21 protein-coding genes and 1 pseudogene are annotated in these 20,030 nt (G+C 64.6%); 2 read left to right on the top strand and 20 right to left on the bottom strand.

From position 1 onward, the window contains the following. Nucleotides 1-3: 3 nt before the first annotated feature. The 7 genes from DH10_RS05165 to DH10_RS05135 all read right to left on the bottom strand — a co-directional run bounded on the left by DH10_RS05165 (nt 4) and on the right by DH10_RS05135 (nt 7,106). On the bottom strand, nt 4-1,044 hold the full coding sequence (locus DH10_RS05165; protein WP_192254617.1) for an ABC transporter ATP-binding protein: 1,041 nt from the start codon (nt 1,042-1,044) through the stop codon (nt 4-6). Nucleotides 1,045-1,065: 21 nt separating this feature from the next. Further along, nucleotides 1,066-1,929, bottom strand: a complete 864-nt coding sequence (locus DH10_RS05160; protein ID WP_246506403.1) for a carbohydrate ABC transporter permease — start codon at nt 1,927-1,929, stop codon at nt 1,066-1,068. Beyond that, entirely contained in the window at nt 1,926-2,771 is an 846-nt protein-coding gene (locus tag DH10_RS05155) for a carbohydrate ABC transporter permease (RefSeq protein WP_192254615.1), read from the bottom strand. Before DH10_RS05155 ends, DH10_RS05160 begins: the two co-directional genes overlap by 4 nt. Nucleotides 2,772-2,860: 89 nt before the next feature. Next, nucleotides 2,861-4,129: an ABC transporter substrate-binding protein gene (locus DH10_RS05150; RefSeq protein WP_192254613.1), complete on the bottom strand. Its 1,269-nt coding sequence runs from the start codon at nt 4,127-4,129 to the stop codon at nt 2,861-2,863. Between the two features lie 40 nt (nt 4,130-4,169). After that, nucleotides 4,170-5,213: a LacI family DNA-binding transcriptional regulator gene (locus DH10_RS05145; protein ID WP_192384370.1), complete on the bottom strand. Its 1,044-nt coding sequence runs from the start codon at nt 5,211-5,213 to the stop codon at nt 4,170-4,172. Between the two features lie 101 nt (nt 5,214-5,314). After that, on the bottom strand, nt 5,315-5,965 hold the full coding sequence (locus DH10_RS05140; RefSeq protein ID WP_192254607.1) for a glutathione S-transferase family protein: 651 nt from the start codon (nt 5,963-5,965) through the stop codon (nt 5,315-5,317). 154 nt (nt 5,966-6,119) lie between these two features. Further along, complete coding sequence (locus DH10_RS05135) at nt 6,120-7,106, bottom strand: zinc-dependent alcohol dehydrogenase family protein (protein WP_192254605.1); 987 nt, start codon at nt 7,104-7,106, stop codon at nt 6,120-6,122. Between the two features lie 102 nt (nt 7,107-7,208). Between DH10_RS05135 and DH10_RS05130 the strand changes: the two genes are divergently transcribed. Continuing rightward, nucleotides 7,209-8,111, top strand: a complete 903-nt coding sequence (locus tag DH10_RS05130; RefSeq protein WP_192254603.1) for a LysR family transcriptional regulator — start codon at nt 7,209-7,211, stop codon at nt 8,109-8,111. 77 nt (nt 8,112-8,188) lie between these two features. On the opposite strand, the gene DH10_RS05125 is transcribed toward DH10_RS05130, so the two are convergent. From DH10_RS05125 to DH10_RS05075, 11 genes and pseudogenes are all read right to left on the bottom strand, one after another. Further along, entirely contained in the window at nt 8,189-8,638 is a 450-nt protein-coding gene (locus DH10_RS05125; RefSeq protein WP_192254601.1) for a pyridoxamine 5'-phosphate oxidase family protein, read from the bottom strand. Nucleotides 8,639-8,816: 178 nt separating this feature from the next. Next, a complete protein-coding gene (locus DH10_RS05120; protein WP_246506402.1) occupies nt 8,817-9,302 on the bottom strand; it encodes a flavodoxin domain-containing protein in 486 nt (161 codons plus the stop codon). 142 nt (nt 9,303-9,444) lie between these two features. Continuing rightward, complete coding sequence (locus DH10_RS05115) at nt 9,445-10,710, bottom strand: Nramp family divalent metal transporter (RefSeq protein WP_192254599.1); 1,266 nt, start codon at nt 10,708-10,710, stop codon at nt 9,445-9,447. Between the two features lie 167 nt (nt 10,711-10,877). Beyond that, nucleotides 10,878-11,048 (bottom strand): type 1 glutamine amidotransferase family protein, encoded by a 171-nt coding sequence (locus tag DH10_RS05110; protein WP_246506401.1) that lies wholly within the window; start codon nt 11,046-11,048, stop codon nt 10,878-10,880. Nucleotides 11,049-11,100: 52 nt separating this feature from the next. After that, a complete protein-coding gene (gene hpaR, locus DH10_RS05105; protein ID WP_192254701.1) occupies nt 11,101-11,505 on the bottom strand; it encodes a homoprotocatechuate degradation operon regulator HpaR in 405 nt (134 codons plus the stop codon). Nucleotides 11,506-12,131: 626 nt separating this feature from the next. Next, complete coding sequence (locus DH10_RS05100) at nt 12,132-13,151, bottom strand: isopenicillin N synthase family dioxygenase (RefSeq protein ID WP_192254597.1); 1,020 nt, start codon at nt 13,149-13,151, stop codon at nt 12,132-12,134. 170 nt (nt 13,152-13,321) lie between these two features. Then, the gene (locus DH10_RS05095) at nt 13,322-13,978 is read right to left on the bottom strand and encodes a methionine ABC transporter permease (RefSeq protein WP_192254595.1); all 657 of its coding nucleotides are present in this window, start codon (nt 13,976-13,978) and stop codon (nt 13,322-13,324) included. Next, nucleotides 13,959-15,043 (bottom strand): annotated as a pseudogene (locus DH10_RS05090) (methionine ABC transporter ATP-binding protein). The gene DH10_RS05095 and the pseudogene DH10_RS05090 overlap by 20 nt, the downstream one beginning before the upstream one ends. Nucleotides 15,044-15,126: 83 nt before the next feature. Further along, complete coding sequence (locus tag DH10_RS05085) at nt 15,127-15,978, bottom strand: MetQ/NlpA family lipoprotein (RefSeq protein WP_192254591.1); 852 nt, start codon at nt 15,976-15,978, stop codon at nt 15,127-15,129. 210 nt (nt 15,979-16,188) lie between these two features. Beyond that, a complete protein-coding gene (locus DH10_RS05080) occupies nt 16,189-16,554 on the bottom strand; it encodes an aspartate/glutamate racemase family protein (RefSeq protein ID WP_312891314.1) in 366 nt (121 codons plus the stop codon). A 216-nt stretch (nt 16,555-16,770) separates the two neighbouring features. Then, a complete protein-coding gene (locus DH10_RS05075) occupies nt 16,771-17,460 on the bottom strand; it encodes an SDR family NAD(P)-dependent oxidoreductase (RefSeq protein ID WP_192254589.1) in 690 nt (229 codons plus the stop codon). A gap of 216 nt (nt 17,461-17,676) precedes the next feature. On the opposite strand from DH10_RS05075, the gene DH10_RS05070 reads away from it, so the two are divergent. After that, a complete protein-coding gene (locus DH10_RS05070; RefSeq protein ID WP_192254587.1) occupies nt 17,677-18,792 on the top strand; it encodes an anhydro-N-acetylmuramic acid kinase in 1,116 nt (371 codons plus the stop codon). Here DH10_RS05070 and DH10_RS05065 read toward each other — a convergent pair. Continuing rightward, the gene (locus DH10_RS05065; protein ID WP_192254585.1) at nt 18,789-19,211 is read right to left on the bottom strand and encodes a GNAT family N-acetyltransferase; all 423 of its coding nucleotides are present in this window, start codon (nt 19,209-19,211) and stop codon (nt 18,789-18,791) included. The genes DH10_RS05070 and DH10_RS05065 overlap by 4 nt on opposite strands. A gap of 58 nt (nt 19,212-19,269) precedes the next feature. Continuing rightward, the coding region (locus tag DH10_RS05060) for an MFS transporter (RefSeq protein ID WP_192384368.1) at nt 19,270-20,030 on the bottom strand (761 nt) is incomplete at its 5' end.

Below are 20,030 nucleotides of genomic sequence, written 5' to 3'. Positions count from 1 at the left end.
CTTTCAGATGGCATGCGTCGTTTCAGGATCGAACCAGCGGATGCGCTCGGGCTTGGGGGCAAGCCGCAAGCGGTCGCCCACGGCGACGGTGGCGCTGGACTCCAGCACCGCGCGGAACAGGCCGCCCTCGACATCGCAAGTGACCAGCGTGTGCGGCCCGAGCGGTTCGATAACGCGCACGATGGCAGGCAAGCCGGCCTCGCCGGCCTCGACATCTTCGGGCCGGATGGCGAATTCGATCGCCTGCCTATCCGACTTCGGTCCCGGCAGCGTCAGCCCGGCGACGCTCCAGCTTCCGTTCGCGGCCTTCGCCGCGGGTAGGAAATTCATCGGCGGGTTGCCGATGAAGGAGCCGACGAAGCGGGCGGCCGGGTTGCGGTAGACCTCGACCGGCGAAGCCGCCTGGACGATGCGGCCCTGATGCATGACGGCGATGCGGTCGGCGAGGCTCATCGCCTCGACCTGGTCGTGCGTGACATAGATGGTGGTGGTCTTCGAGGCGGCGAGCACGCCCTTGAGCTCGGCCCGCATCTCCAGCCGCAGCAGCGCGTCGAGGTTGGACAGCGGCTCGTCCATCAGGATGACGTCCGGCTCCATGGCGAGCGCGCGGGCGACAGCGACGCGCTGGCGCTGGCCGCCCGAAAGCTGGCCGGAATAGCGCTTGAGCAACTGCTCGATATGCATCAGCTCGGCGGTGCGGTTGACGCGGCGCTCGACCTCTTGCTGCGGCAGCTTTTTCATGCGCAGGCCGAAGGCGATGTTCTCGAACACGGTCAGATGCGGAAAGACGGCATAGTTCTGGAACACCATGGCGATGCCGCGGTCGCGCGGCGGCAGATGGTCGACGCGGCGGCCGCCGATCCACATTTCGCCCTGACTCGGTGTCTCCAGCCCGGCGACGATCCTGAGCAGCGTGGTCTTGCCGCAGCCGGAGGCGCCGAGCAGCACCATGAATTCCTGGTCGGCGATGGTGAGGTCGACCTGATGCAGCGCAGTGAAGCCGCCGAAGCGCTTGGCCACTCCCTTGATCGCGATTTCAGCCATGAGCGTTCTCCCTGCCCTGCGTCATCGGTTGGCGATCCCCCACATCGCGAACAGGTATTTCCTGACGGCGAAGATGAAGATCAGCGCCGGCACGACCAGAGCCGCGCCGCCAGCGAATTTGAGATAGAGCGGCGACTCGCCAAGGCTCTGCAGCAGGAAGGCGGTCAGCGTGCGGTTCTCGATGGTGAGCACGGCGGCGGCGAACACTTCGTTCCAGGAGATAGTGAAGGCGAAGACGGCGGAGGCGGCGATGCCAGGCAGGGCCAGCGGCAGGATCACCTTGCGAAAGGCCTGCCATCGCGTGCAGCCGAGCGTCCAGGCCGCCTCCTCGAGCTCGACCGGGATGCCGGAGAACAGCGAGAAGGTGATCAGCACGGCAAAGGGCAGCGCGAGCGTGGTGTGGACCAGCGCCAGGCCGATCGCGGTGTCGTCGAGTCCGGTGCGGATGAACATCACAGCCAGCGGCAAAGCCAAAAGCGGAAGCGGGAAGGCGCGCGTCATCAGCACCAGGAATCGGAAGGTTTCCTTGCCCGGGAAATCGAAGCGCGACAGCGCGTAGCCGGCCGGAGCGCCGAAGCCGATTGAAAGGATCATCGTCAGCGTGGCGACGAGGACCGAGTTCCACAACGCTCTGGCGACACCGGCGAAATTGATGAAGAAGGTGAGGCTGCCGATATCGAAGGACGGGAAGAAGCGCTTGGGAAAGGCGGTCACCTCTTGGGGCGACGACAGCGCGTTGACGATCAGGAGATAGATCGGCAGCAGCACCCAGACGCAAAGCAGGATAGCGGTGGCGACGAGCAGCCAGTCGCCGGCCTTGCGTGCATCGGCGGTTGCGGCGGCGGCAGGCGCTTCGGCAATGGCGCTCATATGCGTGCCTGTCATATCCGCGCCTCCCGGGGCACGCGCAGAACCCTGAGGAAGAGCAGCGTGAAGCCGATCGAGATGGCGAGGATAAGCAGCGCCGAGGCGGCGGCGACATTGCGGTCCTGCAATGTGAACTGCCAGTTGAAGGTCTCGCCCATCAGCACCGGCAGATTGGTGCCGCCAAGGGCGGCGACCACCGCGAAGACCTCGAAGGCGAGGATGACGCGCAGGATGATCGCCGTCTGCAGCGAGGGGCGAAGCAGCGGAAGCGTGATGCGGACGAAGCGTTTCCACGGGCTCGCGCCGAAGACCTCCGCCGCCTCGTGATACTCCCTAGGGATGAGCCCCATGCCGGCGACGAGGATGACCATCATGATCGCGGTGGCGCGCCAGATCTCCGCCAGCACCACGGCGATGAAGATGGAGAGCTTGCTCTGATAGCCGAGGAACATGATCGGCCGGTCGACGATGCCGAGGTCTGAAAGCAGCGTGTTGAGGAAACCGGACTGGTCGAAGATCGCAAGCCAGATCAGGCCGGCGGCAAGGTCGGAAATACCGAGCGGAATGGCGAAGATGTAGAGTGCAGCACTGCGCCCGGTCTCCAGCCGCGACACGACGCTCGCCATCAAGAGCGCCATGGCGAGTTGGATCGGCACCACGATTGCCGCAAGCAGCAGCGTGTTGCGCACCGTGGCCGGGAACTTCCAGCTGCCCGCCATGGTGCGAAAATTGTCGAGCGTGAAGGCGCCGTCGCGGGTGAACGCCTCGAAGGCGACGAGAGCGAACGGGTAGAGGAAGAAGACGCACAGGAACAAGGTCGCCGGCATCAGCAGCAGATAGGGCAGAGCCTTGCCGTTCATGGTGCTTGTCCTTTGTGCTGTGCTGCGGTCTGGGCGCCCGGAGCGCAACAAGCTCCGGGCGCCCCCTCGGGAGGATCCTCGTTGACGATCTATTCCACCGGGCAAGCGCCTTCAGACGGCTTGTCGGGAGCCCAGCATGGCGCCTTGGCTTGGTCGATGATCGCCTTGAGCGCAGCCGCCTGCTCTTCGAGCACGCCGTGCACGTCCTCGCCGCCGAGCACGATGCGCTCGAAGCTGTCGCTGTAGATCTGGTTGAACTTGCCGCCGAGATCGCCGAGCCCCATCGGCAGCAGCGCCGGCAGCGCATCGGGCGCGCTTGTCATGGCGGCGATCGCCGGGCTGAAGGCTTTCACCGAGGCCGGCATGTCGTCAGGCAGCTTGACGTCGATCACAGGAAAGAAATTGGTCGCCCTCAACGTCGCGATCTGCGTATCCGGCTTCAGCATATAGGCGACCAGCGCCTTGGCCTTGTCCACATCCGGCGACGTCTTCGGGATGGCGACGCCGGCCACTACCGGCATGAAGCCGCGGCCGGCGGGTCCGGCCGGCGCCGGGAAGGCGACGAAGTCGTCGGGCTTCTGGTTGAAGGCATCGGCGAGCCGCGCGACATGGTCGAAGGCGATCCAGACCTCGCCTGTCAGGAGCGGCTCCTGCATGAAGGCGTAGTTGGTCGAGTTGGGGTTAGTGTACTGCCACAGCTCCTTGAACTTGTTCCAGGCCGTCTCGGCTTCGGGCGAGCGGAACTTCGTCACCATCGAACCGGTATAGGACGGGTAGAGGAAGCCCTCGAAGAAGCGGTGTTTCAGCCCCTTGGGGCCGGCCGGGAAGCCGAGCTTAGGCGAGCCGGTCTTTTCGGCGATGTTCTTCGCCCATTCGATCAGCTGATCATAGGTGATTTTATTGAGGTCGACGCCCGCCGGCAGATATTGCAGCGCCTGCTTGTTGGCCGCCATCAGGAAGGTGGCCTGCATCCAGGGCAGGTATTTCTGCCCGCCGGTGCCGAGCATGCCGAGCTTCTTATAGACCTCGTTGACCTTGACCTGGCCGATATCGACAGCGGACAGATCGACAAGGTTGGCGCCGACGGTGGAGAAGTCGCCGTGCAGGCCGCCAAGCACGCCGATCGTGCCGGAGCCGGCCTGCAATTCGGCCTGCAGGCGGGTGAGCCAGGGGCCGTCCTCGGCGACCTGGTAATCGACCGGGCCGTCGAAGCCCTTCAGCACCTGGTCGCGCATCTTCTGCGTTTCCTCGACCGGGCGCGCCTGTGTCGACCAGAACAAAACCTGCTGGGCGTGCACGCTGCCCGCGGCAAGCGACAGCGCCAGCGCGGCGCCGGCCAGTTTCTTCAACGTATTCATCGTGTTCTTCCTCCCTGGGTGGGGCGCCGTCATCGCGGCGTCAGCTTGTTTTCCTTGGTGCGGGTCCATGGCTTGCCCGCGGCACCAGTGTCGGCCGGATCAGCCGCGTCAGCGGCTCGGCGGGCTTGTCGGCGATGACGGTGAGCAGCATGTCGGCGATCTCGCGCGCGCACTGGCGGATCGAGGCATCGAATGTGGTGAGGCCAGGCGGCGCATAGGCCGAGGCGACGATGTTGTCGAAGCCGATGACGGAGAGGTCGCGCGGCACGGTAAGGCCGGCGCGGGCCGCCTCTTCCATAACCGTCAGCGCCAGCTCGTCGAACAGAGCGACGATGGCCGTCGGCCGGTCCGGCCCCTGCAGCATCCGGTTGACGGCCTGAATGCGGGCGCCGCGGTCGAAGCGCGGCGCAGTCGCCACATCGAGTCGCACAGACGGGTCGCCACGGCGACTGATGGCAGCAGCGAGACCGTCCTGCCTGAGATGCCTGAAGGTCATCGGCTCGGAAATCGTGACCAGGCCGAAATGGCGGTGGCCGAGATCGTAGAGCATGTCGAAGGCTTCGCCGAAGGCGTGCGCACCGTCGGTGTCGAGCCAGTTGTAGGCAAAGTCGCTGTCGAGCAGCCGGCCATGGGCGACGAAGGGAAAGCCGCGCCGGCGCAGGTAGGCGAGGCGCTCGTCGACCTCGGCGATGCGCGTGACGACGACGCCGTCGGCACGCCCGGATTCGACGACATGGCGCAGCACGTCAAGTTCTGCCTGGTCCTGCGCCGCGGTGGCGAGGATCAGGTCGGCGCCATGAGACACCAGCCCCTCGCCGAGCCCGGTGACGAACTCGCCGAGGAAGGAATCGACCAGGTTGGGAACGCGGATCGGCAGCACAAGGCCGACGAAGCCGCTGCGGCCGGAAACCAGCGCGCGCGCCGCGGTGTTGGGAACATAGCCGGCCTGGCGCGCTGCCTTGGCGACACGCTCGCGCGTCTTCGGCGCGATCTGCTGATGGCCGGCAAGCGCCCGCGACACCGTCGTGATAGACAGGCCGAGGCTCGCGGCAAGCTCCTTCAGCGTGGTGACACGAGCCGGCAATCGTTCCTCCCGAGCGCAAAGTTGAAACGTTTGTAATCACCTTTTGCAAAATTGCAAACGTTTTAAATTTTTGCGCAAGCGAGCGACTGCGGCGAGCCTCATCACCCGGCTGCCGCGGCGGCGGCAACCGCCAATTGAGCATCGAAAGCGCGCCTGAACGCCGGCCTCGCTTCGCCGCGGGCGACGTAGGCGGCGAGGTTCGGGAATTCGTCCAGCAGCCCTGACCTGTTCAGCCTGCGCAGCACTGCGACCATGATCAGGTCACCGGCGCTGAACGCGCCGTCGAGCCAGTCGGAATCGCCCAGGCAGCGGGAGAGTTCGGCCAGCCGTTTGCGTATGCGATCCTCGACGAGGGGCAGGCACGCAGCGTGCCACGGCGCGTCGCGCTCGAGGATAACGGCGGTCACGAGTTCCAGGATCGGCGGCTCCATTGTGTTGAGGGCAGCGAACATCCAGGTGATGGCGCGCGACCGGGCGTTTGCGTCCTCAGGCAGCAGCCCGGCGTGGCGCTCCGCGATGTGGAACACGATCGATCCCGACTCGAACAGGCAGAGATCGCCTTCCTCATAAGTCGGAATCTGGCCGAACGGATTAACCGCGAGATGCGCGGGTTGCTTCATCGCGCTGAACGAAACAAGACGAACGTCGTAAGGCTGGCCGACTTCCTCGAGCGCCCAGCGCACGCGCATGTCGCGTGCCTGGCCCCTGCCGCCATCGGGCGACCGTTGAAACGCTGTGATGGTGGGGGTCATTGGCGGGCTCCGAGTGATTGCATGATGCCGGCGAGACTGATGTGCATGATTGCAACGATCTCTTCCAGCTATTCAGTTCTTGCGCTTTGCATCCAGAGGACGAACGACCGGCGCGGCTCCCGACAGCTCAGCTCGTTTTCTTTGACCGCAGGCTTCAAACCGTCACCACGACCTTGCCGAACTGCTCGCCGGATTCGAGGAAGCGGTGCGCCTCGACAATCCTGTCGAACGGAAAGGTTCTGGCGATCACCGGCTTCAGCGCGCCCGATGCGAGGCCGTCGAGAACGAAGGCCTTGGCGGCTTCCAGTCGCACCGGATCGCCGGTGATTTCGTGGACGAGATAGCCGCGCAGCGTCAGCGTCTTGGCCAGCACATCGAGGAGCGGGAACGGCGTCGGCTCGGAGCTGAGGCCGCCATATTCGAGGAGGATGCCGCCGCGTGACATTGCCGCCGCCAGCGGCGTGAAGATCGGGCCGCCGACCGCGTCGAGGACGACGCGCACGCCCTCGGGCGCGATCTCCCTCAGCCGTGCTTCGAGATCCTCCTCCTGCGAGGTCACGACATAAGCGGTGCCGGCATCGAGCAGCGCCGTTGTCTTGGCCGATGTCCGCGTCACGGCAATCGGCACGGCGCCGATCATTTTGGCGATCTGGATAGCGGCGAGGCCGACGCTGCTCGACGCGGCGGTGATGACGACAGGCTCGCCGCGGCCGAGACGGGTAATGTCGACCAGCGCCCCATAGGCGGTGAGATACTGCATCCATGTCGCGGCGGCCGCTTCAAAGCCGAGCGACGGCGGATGCTTGACGACGAGCTCGGCCGGGAAGGTGACGAACTCGCCGTAGGCCGGCCAGCGCGCCATCGAGCGCGGCGGGATGATGCTGACGGCATCGCCCAATGCGACTGCGTCGACGCCGTCGCCGACCGACTCGACGATGCCCGCCGCCTCGAGACCGAGGCCCGATGGCAGCGTCGGCGTCTCGATATAGCCGCCCTTGCGCATCGAGGCTTCGGCGCGGTTCAAGCCCAGCGCTTTGACCCGTATCCGCACCTCGCCCGGACCCGGCGGAGGCACCTCGACATCCTCGATGCGCAGCACCTCCGGAGCGCCGTAAGCGTGAAAGCGAACAACCCTTGCCATCCATGCAACTCCAAATCCAATTGACGGAATGGACTATGCAGACGTGCAACAGAGGGATAAATCCGGCTGCAGGCAGAACAGTCGAAACGATTGGTTTTGAATATGGATCGCCTCGAAAGCATGGAAGTGTTCGTCAAGGCGGTCGATCTCGGCTCGTTCGCGGCCGCTGGGGCGGCGCTCGACCTGTCGGGGCCGATGGTCGGCAAGCATGTCCGCTTCCTCGAGGAGCGCCTGGGGGTGCGCCTTCTCAACCGCACGACGCGCCGGCAGAGCCTGACCGATTTCGGGCGTGCCTATTACGAGCGCTGCAGGATCGTGCTGGCGGAGGCCGAAGCCGCGGATGCGCTGGCGGCTGACCAATTGTCCGAGCCGCGCGGAAAACTGCGCGTGACGATGCCGGCGCATTTCGGCAGGCACTGCGTGACGCCGGTCCTCCTCGATCTTGCCCGGCGCCATCCGACGCTGGAGTTGGACCTGTCGCTCAGCGATCGTTTCGCCGACCTCGTCGAGGACGATTTTGACCTCGCGATCCGCACGGGAGCACTGGATGACAGGGCCGGCGTCATCGCGCGCCGTATCGTGCGCCAGCGCATGATCGTTTGCGCTTCGCCCGCCTATATCGAGAGGTTCGGCCGACCGCTTTGGCTCGAAGATATCGCCAGCCATCAGGCGATCATCTACCGCAGGCTCGGCCTGGCGCTGCAGCCATGGCTGTTCCCGCGCGACGACGGCTCTATCACGGAGATCGCCCCGGCCGGCCGGCTGCGGCTCGACGACCTCGACGCCATCGCCGGCGCGGCGACCGAGGGCATGGGTCTCGCCTGGCTCCCGTATTGGCTGGTTCGTCGGCGCGTCGAGGAAGGCGCGCTAGTCCGCCTGCTGCCAGACCAGCCGGACTATCTCTACGACTGCCACGCGCTCTGGCTGCAGACGCCGCATCTGCCGCTGAAAGTGCGGCTGGCGGTCGATGCGCTTGCGGCGGGACTCCCGAAGATGATGTCCTAGCCACCAAGCGCCGCCGCGCGTCAGCGCAGGTCGGCATAGGGGCTGCCGGCGACGCCGGCGATGAAGACCGGGGCCGGTCAGACGAGCGCACGACGGCCAGAGATCTTTTCGATGTTGATGCGGAAAAAGAGATGAGGCGGACTGGCCACCTTGTCCTCTGAGTGAGGCGTCTCGCCGCCAGGTTCCCACCAATTGGGGCGCGCCTTCTGCAACAGCGACCATGCATGGTCGCGCTCATTCTGCCGGAGGCCCGCCTCGGAGAGTTCTTCGTAGCGACCGAAGGCAATGACACTCCACCGACTGCGAGGGCTGCGAATCTCGTCGACTTCGAAGCAAACCTGAGGATGTCCTCGCATCGCCCAGACCTTCCGACCAATCAGGGAGAAGCTGTAGATGTGGCTGTTCTCGTAAACGAAGCTGATTGGCACGACGTACGGCATCCCGTTTCTTACGCAAGCGAGGTGCCCGACCCTGCTCGCGGCCAGGTGCGTCCTGCATTCTTGGGCATTCATCTCACTGATGATCACGGGACTCCCCTGGTGAAAGAGCGAGCTTCACTCTGTGCATCTCGATGCCCGCGGAAACGGACTTCCTGCACTGAAATTCGCGATCGCTCGCGGGGGCTACTGTTCCATGCGCCACGCCGGCAAGGACGGCCAAGGGGTGGGCCGATGCAAGCTTCGCCGGACTCAGGCACCTCCTTGTTTAGCCGGCCGTCTCAAGAAATCGATCAGTGAAGCTAGCGAGTGCGTTCCAGTCAGTGAATTCGTGATCGCGCTCCAGGCTCGGACCGCCGCTCTTCATGACGACGAATTTGACGAACTGCTCCTGAAAGTAATCGTACTTGGTGAAGCGCAAAGCACCCCCGAGGAGGAGCGTCATGCGTGGTTGCCACCCTGTCACGGAGACGAAGCGATCCACGTATTTTTGAGCCTCTGTCTTTTGGTCTTCCAGCGCCGCCGACAGACTGACGGATATGAGGGCCGAAGGTTTGGTGTTCAGCGGTTCGTGATGGGCAAATACGAAGTTCGTGACGGTTTCCTGATGGTGCTCCTGGTGGACCGACGCGGCAATGACGAACGCGTCGAAGTGTCCGAGCTTCAAATCGGATGCGAGCGCTGCGCTATCCAGCAGCTCGACTTGATGCCCGTTCTCGCGAATATGACAGCAATTGGCTGTATTATAGCGCATGGAACGGTCTCCACGAACCGCTTTTCGCTGCGACCTAAAGCGCGTCGCGCTGAAACGGATTCAGTCGACGCGCTTTAAGTCTTTGTTTGATGCATGTCGTTGCCCCAGAACCGCTGCACACTTCTGGGCGACATGCATTAGGTTAGAGCACGAAGAACCCGATCGTGGCCAAGGCCATGATCAGGACCGCGAGCCATCCGACCACGACCATCCACCGCGGCGCGGTGAGCCTTCCCATGACGCGCGGGCTACTGGCCATCATCACCATGATTGCCATCAGCGGGACCGCAAGTATGCCATTGATGACCGCTGTCCAGTAGAGCGCGCGGATTGGATCGAGAGCGGTAAAACTAACTACAACACTGCCGAGGGTCGCTGCGGTAATCGTTGCATAGAACGCCTTGGCCTCACGGGGCTGCCGATCCAGCCCCTCCGGCCAGCGGAACATCTCCGCCACGGCATAGGCAGCCGAGCCGGCAAGAACCGGAACGGCCAGCATGCCGGTACCGATGATGCCGGCGGCGAAAACAGCGAAGGTAACTTCGCCGGCAATCGGCCGGAGCGCCTCTGCCGCCTGCGCTGAAGTCTCGATCTGCGTCGTGCCGCTGGCGTGGAGCGTGGCTGCGGTGGCGATGATGATGAAGAGAGCGATGAGATGGGAGAATGTCATGCCAAAAAGCGTATCCGTTCGAATGCGTGCAAGCTCGGCACCTGCCGTACGCGGATGGGTGCTGAGCCGTACAAGGTGGCGACGATGCAGTTCCTCCACTTCCTCACCGGCTTGCCAGAAGAAGAGGTAGGGGCTGATCGTCGTGCCGAGAACAGCCACCAGGGCCATGGCATGGTCGCGATCCAAGGCGAATTGCGGAATGAGTGCGCCGTGCAGCGCCACTGCCCACGGCACGTCCACGGCCAAAACCACCGCGACATATGCAAACAGCGAGAGGGTTAGCCACTTCAGAATGGTCACATAGCGCTTGTAGGCCACGAAGATCTCAAGACCGGCGCAGAGCAATCCGAAGGCGGCGGCGTAGAGGAACTGAGAACCACCGACGAGAAGCTGCAACGCCGCCCCCATCGCCGCCAGATCGGCGCCGATGTTGATGAAGTTGGCGACGAGCAACAGGAGAACGGCAAAACGCATCACCCACGGCGGATAGTGTCGCCGCAGGTTCTGCGCGATGCCCTGACCGGTCACGGCGCCGATGCCCGCACTGATCCCCTGGATCACGACCAGGAGGGGATAGCTGAAGGGTATTGTCCAGCAGAGGGTATAGCCGAATTGCGCGCCAACCTGGCTGTAGGTGGCGATTCCACTGGGATCGTCGTCCGCCGCGCCGGTGATGAGGCCGGGTCCCAAAGTGCGCAGGAAGCTGGTGCGCCGACGCGGCGAGTCACCGGGCGACATTGATGATTGATGCTCCATCTCAGCTCGCTTTCCCGCCGTAACGCGTCCCGCTCCGGTGTCGTTTCAGCGCGCATTTGGTTTGACGTAACCGGGTCGTTGATTCCGTCCAAACGATGAAAACACCTGGCCATGCACTGATACATTGGAAGTGGGTTCTTATGCACTCCTCATGTCGAATGGCAGGCCAGCTCGGGGCTGGCCTTGCGTATCAGCCACGGCGCCAGATCGAGATGCCCCATCGCGGCGCCTGCCGTCACGCCTATATCCGTCGGCATCAGCATCCGGAATTCATCGAGCAGCACAGCAGGTAGCGCTGCCGAAACAGCGGCGCGAGCCACCAGGTCGTCGTCGCCTGCCGATGATCGAGAAGCCCGGTCTCCGCCGGCCAGCCTACTCGGATGGCGTCTCCGACCGGATCAGGCTCTCCAGCATGTCGAGCAAGTGCTCGTACTGCTCGGCGCCGTAGCGCTTTTCGATCGCGTCGTAGATGGCGGCGCGCTCAGGTGCCAGTTCCTCGATTAGCGCCACACCGGCGAGGCTGATGGCGAGCAGCGCGCGGCGGCCATCGTCCTTGACCTTGTTGCGGATGATGAACTCCCGCTCCTCCATCGCCCTGATGATGCGAGTGAGGCTGGGTGGCAGGATCGAGGCGCGGTTGGCGAGCTCGGTCGCTTCCAGCGGTCCTGTTTCGGCTAACACGCGGAGCACGCGCCATTGCTGCTCAGTGATGTCGTGGCGGGCAAGCATCGGCCGAAAATGCGCCATGATCATTTCTCGGGCACGCAGAAGAGCCATCGGCAAAGAACGGCGGGTGTTGGGCGGTAGCAATTCAGGTCTCCGAAAATCCAACCAATACAACCTGCGGCAAATTTTAACGCTCGGATCGTAGCTGTATCTGCGGTTTTGCCGAGAGCGGCAATTCCACCCCCGGAAGCTGCATCCGCATAGAGAACGACGCCTGACATTCGGTCGCAAAGATGTAACTCATATATTAACCGATCAACGATACCGACGCCGCGCCAGTCCGACCCAGCAGCCCCGCCGATCATCGCGCCGTAATAATTCTGTTCGATGATCGCGTTCCGTCGCGCCCCTCAGTCCTGCCGGATATCTCCCCAGACGCCACCTTCACCGCCGGCGGCAAGACACGCTACGGCGCGATCACGGGTAAGGACGTCGTCCGGACGGAAAACCGTTTCGCACTTTTCCTGGAATTGCTTGGAAAAGAAAAAGGCCGGGCTCGAAAGCGGCCCGGCCAAGAATGAAGGTGATAACCTTCAGAGGGAAACATCGTCCGGCGCAATGGGAGGAAAACACCGGACAACACCCGTTATTTGGGCCTTGGCCGGCCGGTTTGCGACGAATAGAATTCCAAAAACTGGCCAAAACGCGAAAAAATATCGCCCGGGCGGCGGCAAAGCTCAGCCAGCCGCCGCTGCCCTTTCCAACAGGTCGGCATAGTGCCGCCGCGCCACGTCGGGATGGGACCTCAGCCGGCTCTTCAGCACATTGGTTCCGACGTTGCGGAACAGCGGATTGTCGGGATCGCTGGCCGGGCCTCGCGCCTCGGCCGCCAGCTCCTCCGGCAAGTCCAGCAGCGGAATCGTCGCGTCGAGGCGGGCGCTGAAGAAGAAGGGAACCGAAATCCGCCCGACGCCGGCCGGAGGCGTGACGACGCGATGCACCGTTGCTCTCAGATAGCCGTCCGAGGCCAATTCCAGCAGCTCGCCGATATTGACCACCAGCGTTCGCGGGATCGGATCCACATCCACCCAGCTACCGTCATATTCGACCTGCAGCCCCTTGTTCTCGTCCTGCAGCAGCAGGGTCAGGAAACCGCCATCCTTGTGCGCGCCGACGCCCTGGTCGTCGCCGGTTGCGTCACGGCCGGGATAGCGCACGATCTTCATGCGGTGGTTGGGCTCGCCGCGATAGATCGGATCGAAGGCGTCTTCGGGCTGGTCGAGCGACAGGGCGAAAGCCTTGAGCAGGCGGATCGCCACATCGGTCACCTTGGCCTGCCAGGCAAGCAGCGCCGGCTTCAATTCAGGCAGCGCCGCCGGCCATTGGTTCGGTCCCTGCAGCCGCGTCCAGGCCGGCACGCCCGGTCCTTGCGAAATGGTCGCACGCTCGACGCCGATGTCGAGCTGCTCGCGCCAGTCGGCCTTGCCCCTGGTGAGTTCCCCGCCGGCGCGCGTATAGCCGCGGAACTGCGGCGACTTCACCATCTCAATGCCAAGCTTGTCGGATTCCGGCAAGGCAAAGAAGTGTCGCGCGGCATTGAGCACCGCGTCGGTGTCCGGCTGGGTTATGCCGTGGCCGCTGAGATAGAAGAAGCCGACATCGCGGGCGGCCGTTCGCAGATCAAACAGGAAAGTCCGACGTTCCGACGCGCCCTGTTCCAAGCGATCGAGATCGAGCACCGGAATTATTCTGGCCATGGACTGGCTCCTCTTGCGGCAATTGGCGCCCCGTCGCACGATGACATGCGCGGCATTGCGGGTGAAGAAACGCACCAACCAATCTCATTGCGAACGGAGCAAGCCGGCGCTCAATTCACGGGCTTTGCGGCAAATAACGTTCGATGCGACCACCGCTTGCTGCGCGTCGCTCATCCGCGATGATCCAGCCGCGCCACCAGCCGGTCGCCGATCCACTGGATGCCGCAGACCAGCACGATCAGGACAATGACCACGGCGATCATGACGCTGGTCTCAAAACGCTGGTAGCCATAGCGGATGGCGAGATCGCCAAGTCCGCCTGCGCCGATGGCGCCGGCCATCGCGGAGGCGCCGACCAGCGTCACCAGCGTCACCGTGAAGCCGGCGACGATGCCGGGCAGCGCCTCCGGCACCAGCACCTCGCGGACGATCGTCCAACGGTTGCCGCCCATCGCACGCGCCGCTTCGATCAGGCCGTGATCCACCTCGCGCAGCGACACTTCGGCGATGCGGGCATAGTAGGGCGTGGCCGCGATCGACAGCGGCACGATCGCCGCCCAGGTGCCGATCGAGGTGCCGACGATCAGCCGCGTCACCGGGATCAGCGCCACCAACAGGATGATGAAGGGGACCGAACGGAAGCCGTTGATGACAGCGCCGAGGATGCGGTTCACCCAGAGGTTTTCGGCGATGCCGCCGCGATCAGTGGCGACCAGCGCCAGCCCAAGCGGCAAGCCGAAGACCAGCGAGATGAGGCCGGAAGCGCCGGTCATCAGCACGGTCTCCCAGATCGAGCGGAGCAGGAGTTCAAACAGGACGGGCGACATTGCCAAGGACCTCCACCCGCGCGCCGCGGTCTTTCAGTAATGCGATTGTCTGTGCGAGGAGCGCGGCGTCGGCGCCGGAGACGGCGAGGAACAGCGTTCCGATGGGCTGTCCCTGGACATGATCGACACCGCCATGCACGAGGCGGAACGGCGCAGGCACGCCGGCGCTCAGGTCAGAGAGCAGCGGACCGCGCGCCGCCTCACCGGCCACATCGACCTTGAGGATCGTTTCCGCGCCCTCGCCCGCAGCAAGCCGGCTGGCGATCTCGGGGGGCAGTTGCGGCCGGATCGCGCCGAGCAGGCTGCGGGTGATCTCGGATTTCGGATTGGCGAAGACCTGCCAGACGGCGCCCTCCTCGACGATCCGCCCGGCATCAATCACCGCCACGCGGTCGGCGATCGAGCGGATCACCTCCATTTCGTGAGTGATGAGCAGGATGGTGAGGCCGAGCCTGGAATTGATGCCCTTGAGCAGCGCCAGGATCGAGCGCGTCGTCTCCGGATCGAGCGCCGACGTCGCCTCGTCGGAAAGCAGCAGCGCCGGTCGCGCGGCGAGCGCCCTGGCAATGCCGACGCGCTGCTTCTGCCCGCCCGACAGCGATGCCGGATAGGCCTTGGCTTTCTCCGAGAGGCCGACAAGCTGCAGCAGCTCAGCCGCGCGCGCCAGGCGCTCGGCACGCGGCCGGCCTTCGATCTTGAGTGGCAGCGCGACGTTTTCCTCGACGGTCTTCGCCGACAAAAGGTTGAAGTGCTGGTGCCGATGCGGCGGCGCAGCGGCTGCAAGTCGCGTTCGCTCAAACCGCTGATTTCACGGCCCTCGATGAAGACCTCGCCGGAATCGGGCCGCTCAAGGCCGTTCAGGCAGCGGATCAGCGTCGACTTGCCGGCCCCGCTGCGGCCGATGATGCCGAGGACCTCGCCCTTCCGCAACGTGAGCGAGACGCCGTCTAGCGCCGCCGTCGCGCCGAAGCGGCGCTTCAGATCGACGAGGCGGACAACATCTTCCAACCCCTTGGGTTGGATGTGGACCGGATCAGCGATATCGGCCGTGACGTGCTGGTTCATCTCTACTTCCGTTTCTGCGTCGCGCAAACGCGACGGCGGTCCGCTCAGGAGCGGACCGCCAGTTCCCGCCAGCCACGCGCCGATCAATAGGCGCTGATCCCGGTGCCCTTGTAGACCTTGTCGAACTCGGCCTTCACCGTCTCGTTCTGGTAGGAGGCGACCAGGGTCTTCACCCAGGGCTCGTTCTCGCTGCCGGCCTTGACGGCGATGAAGTTGCGGTAGGGATTGTCGGCCACCGGCTCCTGCGCGATGCGGTTTTCCGGCGAAAGCCCGCTCTTCAGCGCCCAGTCGGTGTTGACAACAGCGGCGTCGAGATCGTCGACCGAGCGGCCGACGATACCGGCGTCGAGCTCCTTGATCTCGAGCTTCTTCGGGTTCTCGGCAATGTCGGCGGTCGTCGCCAGGATGCCGGTGCCGTCCTTCAGCTTGATCAGGCCTTCATGCTCCAACACATGCAGCGCGCGGCCTTCGTTGGAGGGATCGCTGGGCAGGCCGATGACGGCGCCTTCCGGCAGGTCGGCGACCTTGGAGTGCTTCTTCGAATAGAGGCCGATCGGCCAGACACCGGTATAGCCGACCGGGACGATATGATAGCCTTGAGTCTTGATCTGGTTGTCGAGATAGGGCTTGTGCTGGAAGGCATTGGCGTCGATCTCGCCACGCTCCAGCGCCTCGTTGGGCTGGGTGTAGTCGTTGAATACGACGGCCTCGATCGTCAGTCCTTTCTTGGCCGCTTCGGCGGTGACGACCCGCCAGACGTCCTCATCCTCGCCGCTGATGATGCCGACCTTGATCGCCTTCTTGTCGTCGGCGAAGGACGGAGAGGGCGCAGTGAGGCCGATGACGGCGAATGTCGCGGCGAGAAGCGCGGCAAGTCCGGCGCGCCTGGTGATTGACGTAACGAGAGATTTTGAAGCGTTGCCGAGGTCGGACATGATGCGTTCCTTGCGATCCTGAATTCATTTCGGCCTGGCGGAGTGCGAAGCCTTGATGCCAGCATCACCAATGCTGCCCGGCTGGGCAAAGAAGCTCATTTCCTATCGAACGGGAGGCGGAAAATATTCTCTCAAAGATTTTATGACTTGGAGAACGCCGGCCGCCGTCGGGCAGACATTCGGCGTGGCGAAAGGTCGAAGCTGCGGCGCCTATGAAGCCCGCTGCGCAGCGGGCCAGGGCAATCCATCGTGTTCCCGCAGCGGCGACATGGTCGACAGGCCTCCGGCTTCCTGCGTCCCAAAGCCCAATCGCGTCAGACAAGCCCGCGCCAAAGCCGCATTGCTGTCGATGACGATCAATCCGTTCGTGTCATTGAGACCGGCGGCCACCACCGACAGTTCGGTGCAGCCGAGCAGGGCGGCGTCGGCGCCGGCCAATTGCGCGAGATGAAGCGCGCGCTCGGTCTCGGCAGCTGCTTCCGCGATCGACCCGGCCTTGAGAGCGATCGCGCTGTCGACGCGCTCCTGAAACTCGCTGCTTGCACGAAGGCAGGGCTCATATCCCGCCGCCGATATCCTGTTCTGATAGCCGAATTGGTGCGAGCCAACTACGGCCCTTAGTCGAAGGCGCCAGGAAGAACGATTTTCTATTCATCTATCCGAGTTTCCGAAGGTGCGATGCGAACGCCTCCACGAACACACTGACTCTGCGAGGGATAAAGCGGTTTGACGAATAAATGGCATGAACGGTCTGCGGCTCATAATGCCATTCAGGGAGAACACTTGGCGCCGTCAGAATGTCTCGACCCATGGCCTGAGCTCGACCTCGAAGCTCCAGGCGCTGCGATGCTGGCGATGGATCGCGAGGTCGGTTTCGGCGATCGCGTCGGGCGAAAGGCGACGATCAGGACGGTCGGGGTCGGCTGCCTGTGCGGGCGGCTCGATCTGGCCGTCAATGATGAAATGCGCGACGTGGATGTTCTTCGGGCTAAGCTCACGCGCCATCGACTGCGCCAGCCCGCGGAGCCCGAATTTCGGCATGGCGAAACCGGCCGAGCCCGAGAACCCCTTGAGGCTTGCGGTCGCGCCGGTGAACAGGATCGAGCCGGAACCGCGTGCAAGAAGCCGGCGCGCCGCCTGCTGGCCGACGAGGAAGCCACCATAGGCGCCGACGAGCAGGGCCTGCTTGACCGCCTCCGGATCGAGCTCGGCGATCGGGCCACGCGTGCGGCCACTGGCATTGAAGACGGCAATTTCGAGCGGGCCGGCCTTGTCGGCGACCTCGAACAGCCGTGCGACGGAAGCGGCATCCGACACGTCCGTCTCCACCGCCTGCGCGCCGGTCTCCTGAACCAGCGCGGCGAGCTTGTCGATGTTGCGGGCGGCAAGGACGACGCGAAAACCTTCCTTGCCGAGGAGCCGCGCCAGCGAGGCGCTGAGGCCCTGCCCTGCACCTGCGATCACTGCGACATTGGCTGCCATCTCGTTCCTCCTTGTGTCCTTCGATGTTCGGCCGATGCCGATGGTCGCACAGGCTCGCGCCTTCGGCGGCAAGAGGCAAGAACGACGTTGCTCCAATTTCGGCGTCCGACGCAAAAAGCTGGCGGTATAGGGTGAGAGGTCCTGGCACCCGCTAAAGACTTGCCTGTCGGGCCGATCCGTCCGACACGTGAACCAACGGCGATTCGAGGAGCGACCATGGAACCAATCTGGGCCGTCGGCCTGATGACCGGCACGGTGCTTGACGGCAACATCGACGTGGCGCTGATCAAGACCGACGGCGAGCGCATCGCCGACTTCGGCACCTATACTCTGGCCCCCTACCCGCAATCGATCCGCACGCTTCTGGAAGAGACGCTGCGCCAGGCGCGTGCCTGGAATTTTGATGGGCCGGAACCAGCGATCTTCCGTGAGGCCGAGGAAACGTTGACGCGCGCGCAGTCGGCCGCGGTCAAGCATCTTGTCGAAAGCTATGGGCTGACCATGGCCGATATCGGCGTCGTCGGCTTCCACGGCCAGACGGTGCTGCACCGCGCCCCGCAGCCGGGACGGATCGGCAGGACCCGCCAGCTCGGCGACGGCGAGTTGATGGCGGCCCTTCTCGGCACCAAGGTCGCCTATGATTTCCGCTCGGCCGACGTGGCAGCCGGCGGGCAAGGCGCGCCTTTGGCCGCCGCCTACCACGCGGCGCTGCTCAAGGAGGCGGACTCCAGCGGCGACACCGCCGTGCTCAACCTCGGCGGCGTCGGCAACATCACCTGGTGGGACGGCAAGGACAATATCGTTGCCTTCGACACCGGACCGGCCAATGCGCCGGTCAACGATTTCATCAAGTCGAAGAGTCTCGGCGAGATGGACCGAGACGGCAAGCTGGCGGCTGCGGGCACCGTCGACGAGGCAAGGCTCGAGCGGCTGCTGCGGCATCCTTATCTGACAAAACCTTATCCGAAGTCGCTCGACCGCTTCGACTTCACGGCGGCGATGGCCGATGGGCTTGGCGTGGAGGACGGAGCGGCGACGTTGACGGCTTTCACGGTCTCGGCGGTCGGCAAGGCGCTCGACCTGTTGCCGCGCCGGCCGAAGCGGCTGGCGGTGAGCGGCGGCGGCCGCCGCAACCCGACGATGATGGCGATGCTCGGCCGCCGCGCCGGCGTCGAAGTGGTGCAGGCCGAGACGCTCGGATGGAAGGGCGACGCGGTGGAAGCGGAGTGCTTCGCCTTCCTGGCGGTCCGCGTGCTGCGCGGGCTGCCGATCAGCTTTCCGAGCACCACCGGGGTGCCGCGGCCGATGCGCGGCGGAAAGCTCGCGGGTTAAGGCAACTTCTTCTGCAGGAAGATGCGGCTGCGGCCGACTGGGAAGTCGGGAAGCGTGCCGAACGGCTGGTAGCCTTGGCGCTGATAGACCTTGGCCGCGGTCGGATTGAAAGTGTCGATCCAGGCGGCTTGGCAGCCGCGCGCCAGAGCTTCCCGTTCGGCGGCGTCCAGCATGCTGGCGGCGATGCGCCGGCCGCGCAGCTTTTCGTCGACCCAGAGCCATTGCACGTAGAGCCAGCCCCAGGCGGTGTAGCCGGAAATGCCGGCGACGATCGCGCCGGCATCGTCGCGAACGAAAACGGCCAGCGACTTGCGGCCTGAGGCTCCGACATCGTGGTCGTTGAAAGCGGTCAAGCCCTCGCCGACACGGGCGAGGTCCTGCGGTAGGGGCTCGTCGGTGATCTCGAGCGTCGTCTTCATCGTGGCTCCGTGCGGTTCGGAGGCCAGCCTTAGCGAAGGAGCGAACGCAGACGCAAGCCTATTGCACGGCACTAGCTTGCCGCCATGCCGCGGCCGATGCCGCCACCAGCATCAGCAAGGCGGCGATCAGGGCGCATTTGGCGAAGCCGAGGCTTGTGTAGAGCGGGCCGAAGCCCGCGGTGCCGACGGTCACGGCGAGATAGGTGACCGCGCTGTTCAGGCCCATGATGGTGCCGCGCCGCGCGGGGTCGAGCGCGGTCAGCCTCATGACCAGGACATTCAGCCCGAAATGGTTGGCCAGGCCCCAGATGGCGATGGTCGCCATCAGCGGACCGAAGCCGCCGCTTGCCAGGGCCATGGCGACATAGACGGCAGCCACCAGGAGATAGGCGAACGGCATGACCCACCGCGCGCCGAGGCGGTCGATGACGCCGTCGAGCAGTGCTGCCGCGCCGAAGCCGAGGCCATAGGCGACCGCCGCAAGGCCGTTGGCGCTGACCGGCTCGCCGAGGCCCTGGTGAAGGTGATCGCCTAGATAGCCGTAGACGCCGTAGAAGGCGGTCATGAAGGCGCCGCAGGCGACCAGCAGCGGCAGGATGCCGGGCACGGCGAGCGCGCCAAGCGGCGAAGGCGCAGGGCCGTTTTTCGTCATGTCGCGCAGCGAACTGACAGCCAACCCGGCGACGGCTGCCGCAGCCAGAAGTGCAACGGCGGCGAAGACGGCGCGCCAGTGGATGAGGTCGGCAAGCACCGCCGACAGCGAGACGCCGGCCACCATGGAGAGCGTCCAGCCGGTCAGCACGACGCCGATGGTGCCAC

It is taken from the genome of Mesorhizobium silamurunense (assembly GCF_014843825.1).
Lineage (GTDB): Bacteria > Pseudomonadota > Alphaproteobacteria > Rhizobiales > Rhizobiaceae > Mesorhizobium > Mesorhizobium silamurunense.
This window is presented reverse-complemented; position numbering and strand designations above follow the sequence as displayed.

Bases quoted from the DNA above. Each gene is read 5' to 3' on its own strand.
- DH10_RS05165 (WP_192254617.1), bottom strand. From the start codon at position 1,044: ATGGCTGAAATCGCGATCAAGGGAGTGGCCAAGCGCTTCGGCGGCTTC.
- DH10_RS05160 (WP_246506403.1), bottom strand. From the start codon at position 1,929: ATGACAGGCACGCATATGAGCGCCATTGCCGAAGCGCCTGCCGCCGCC.
- DH10_RS05155 (WP_192254615.1), bottom strand. From the start codon at position 2,771: ATGAACGGCAAGGCTCTGCCCTATCTGCTGCTGATGCCGGCGACCTTG.
- DH10_RS05150 (WP_192254613.1), bottom strand. From the start codon at position 4,129: ATGAATACGTTGAAGAAACTGGCCGGCGCCGCGCTGGCGCTGTCGCTT.
- DH10_RS05140 (WP_192254607.1), bottom strand. From the start codon at position 5,965: ATGACCCCCACCATCACAGCGTTTCAACGGTCGCCCGATGGCGGCAGG.
- DH10_RS05135 (WP_192254605.1), bottom strand. From the start codon at position 7,106: ATGGCAAGGGTTGTTCGCTTTCACGCTTACGGCGCTCCGGAGGTGCTG.
- DH10_RS05130 (WP_192254603.1), top strand. From the start codon at position 7,209: ATGGATCGCCTCGAAAGCATGGAAGTGTTCGTCAAGGCGGTCGATCTC.
- DH10_RS05120 (WP_246506402.1), bottom strand. From the start codon at position 9,302: ATGCGCTATAATACAGCCAATTGCTGTCATATTCGCGAGAACGGGCAT.
- DH10_RS05115 (WP_192254599.1), bottom strand. From the start codon at position 10,710: ATGTCGCCCGGTGACTCGCCGCGTCGGCGCACCAGCTTCCTGCGCACT.
- hpaR (WP_192254701.1), bottom strand. From the start codon at position 11,505: ATGGCTCTTCTGCGTGCCCGAGAAATGATCATGGCGCATTTTCGGCCG.
- DH10_RS05100 (WP_192254597.1), bottom strand. From the start codon at position 13,151: ATGGCCAGAATAATTCCGGTGCTCGATCTCGATCGCTTGGAACAGGGC.
- DH10_RS05095 (WP_192254595.1), bottom strand. From the start codon at position 13,978: ATGTCGCCCGTCCTGTTTGAACTCCTGCTCCGCTCGATCTGGGAGACC.
- DH10_RS05085 (WP_192254591.1), bottom strand. From the start codon at position 15,978: ATGTCCGACCTCGGCAACGCTTCAAAATCTCTCGTTACGTCAATCACC.
- DH10_RS05075 (WP_192254589.1), bottom strand. From the start codon at position 17,460: ATGGCAGCCAATGTCGCAGTGATCGCAGGTGCAGGGCAGGGCCTCAGC.
- DH10_RS05070 (WP_192254587.1), top strand. From the start codon at position 17,677: ATGGAACCAATCTGGGCCGTCGGCCTGATGACCGGCACGGTGCTTGAC.
- DH10_RS05065 (WP_192254585.1), bottom strand. From the start codon at position 19,211: ATGAAGACGACGCTCGAGATCACCGACGAGCCCCTACCGCAGGACCTC.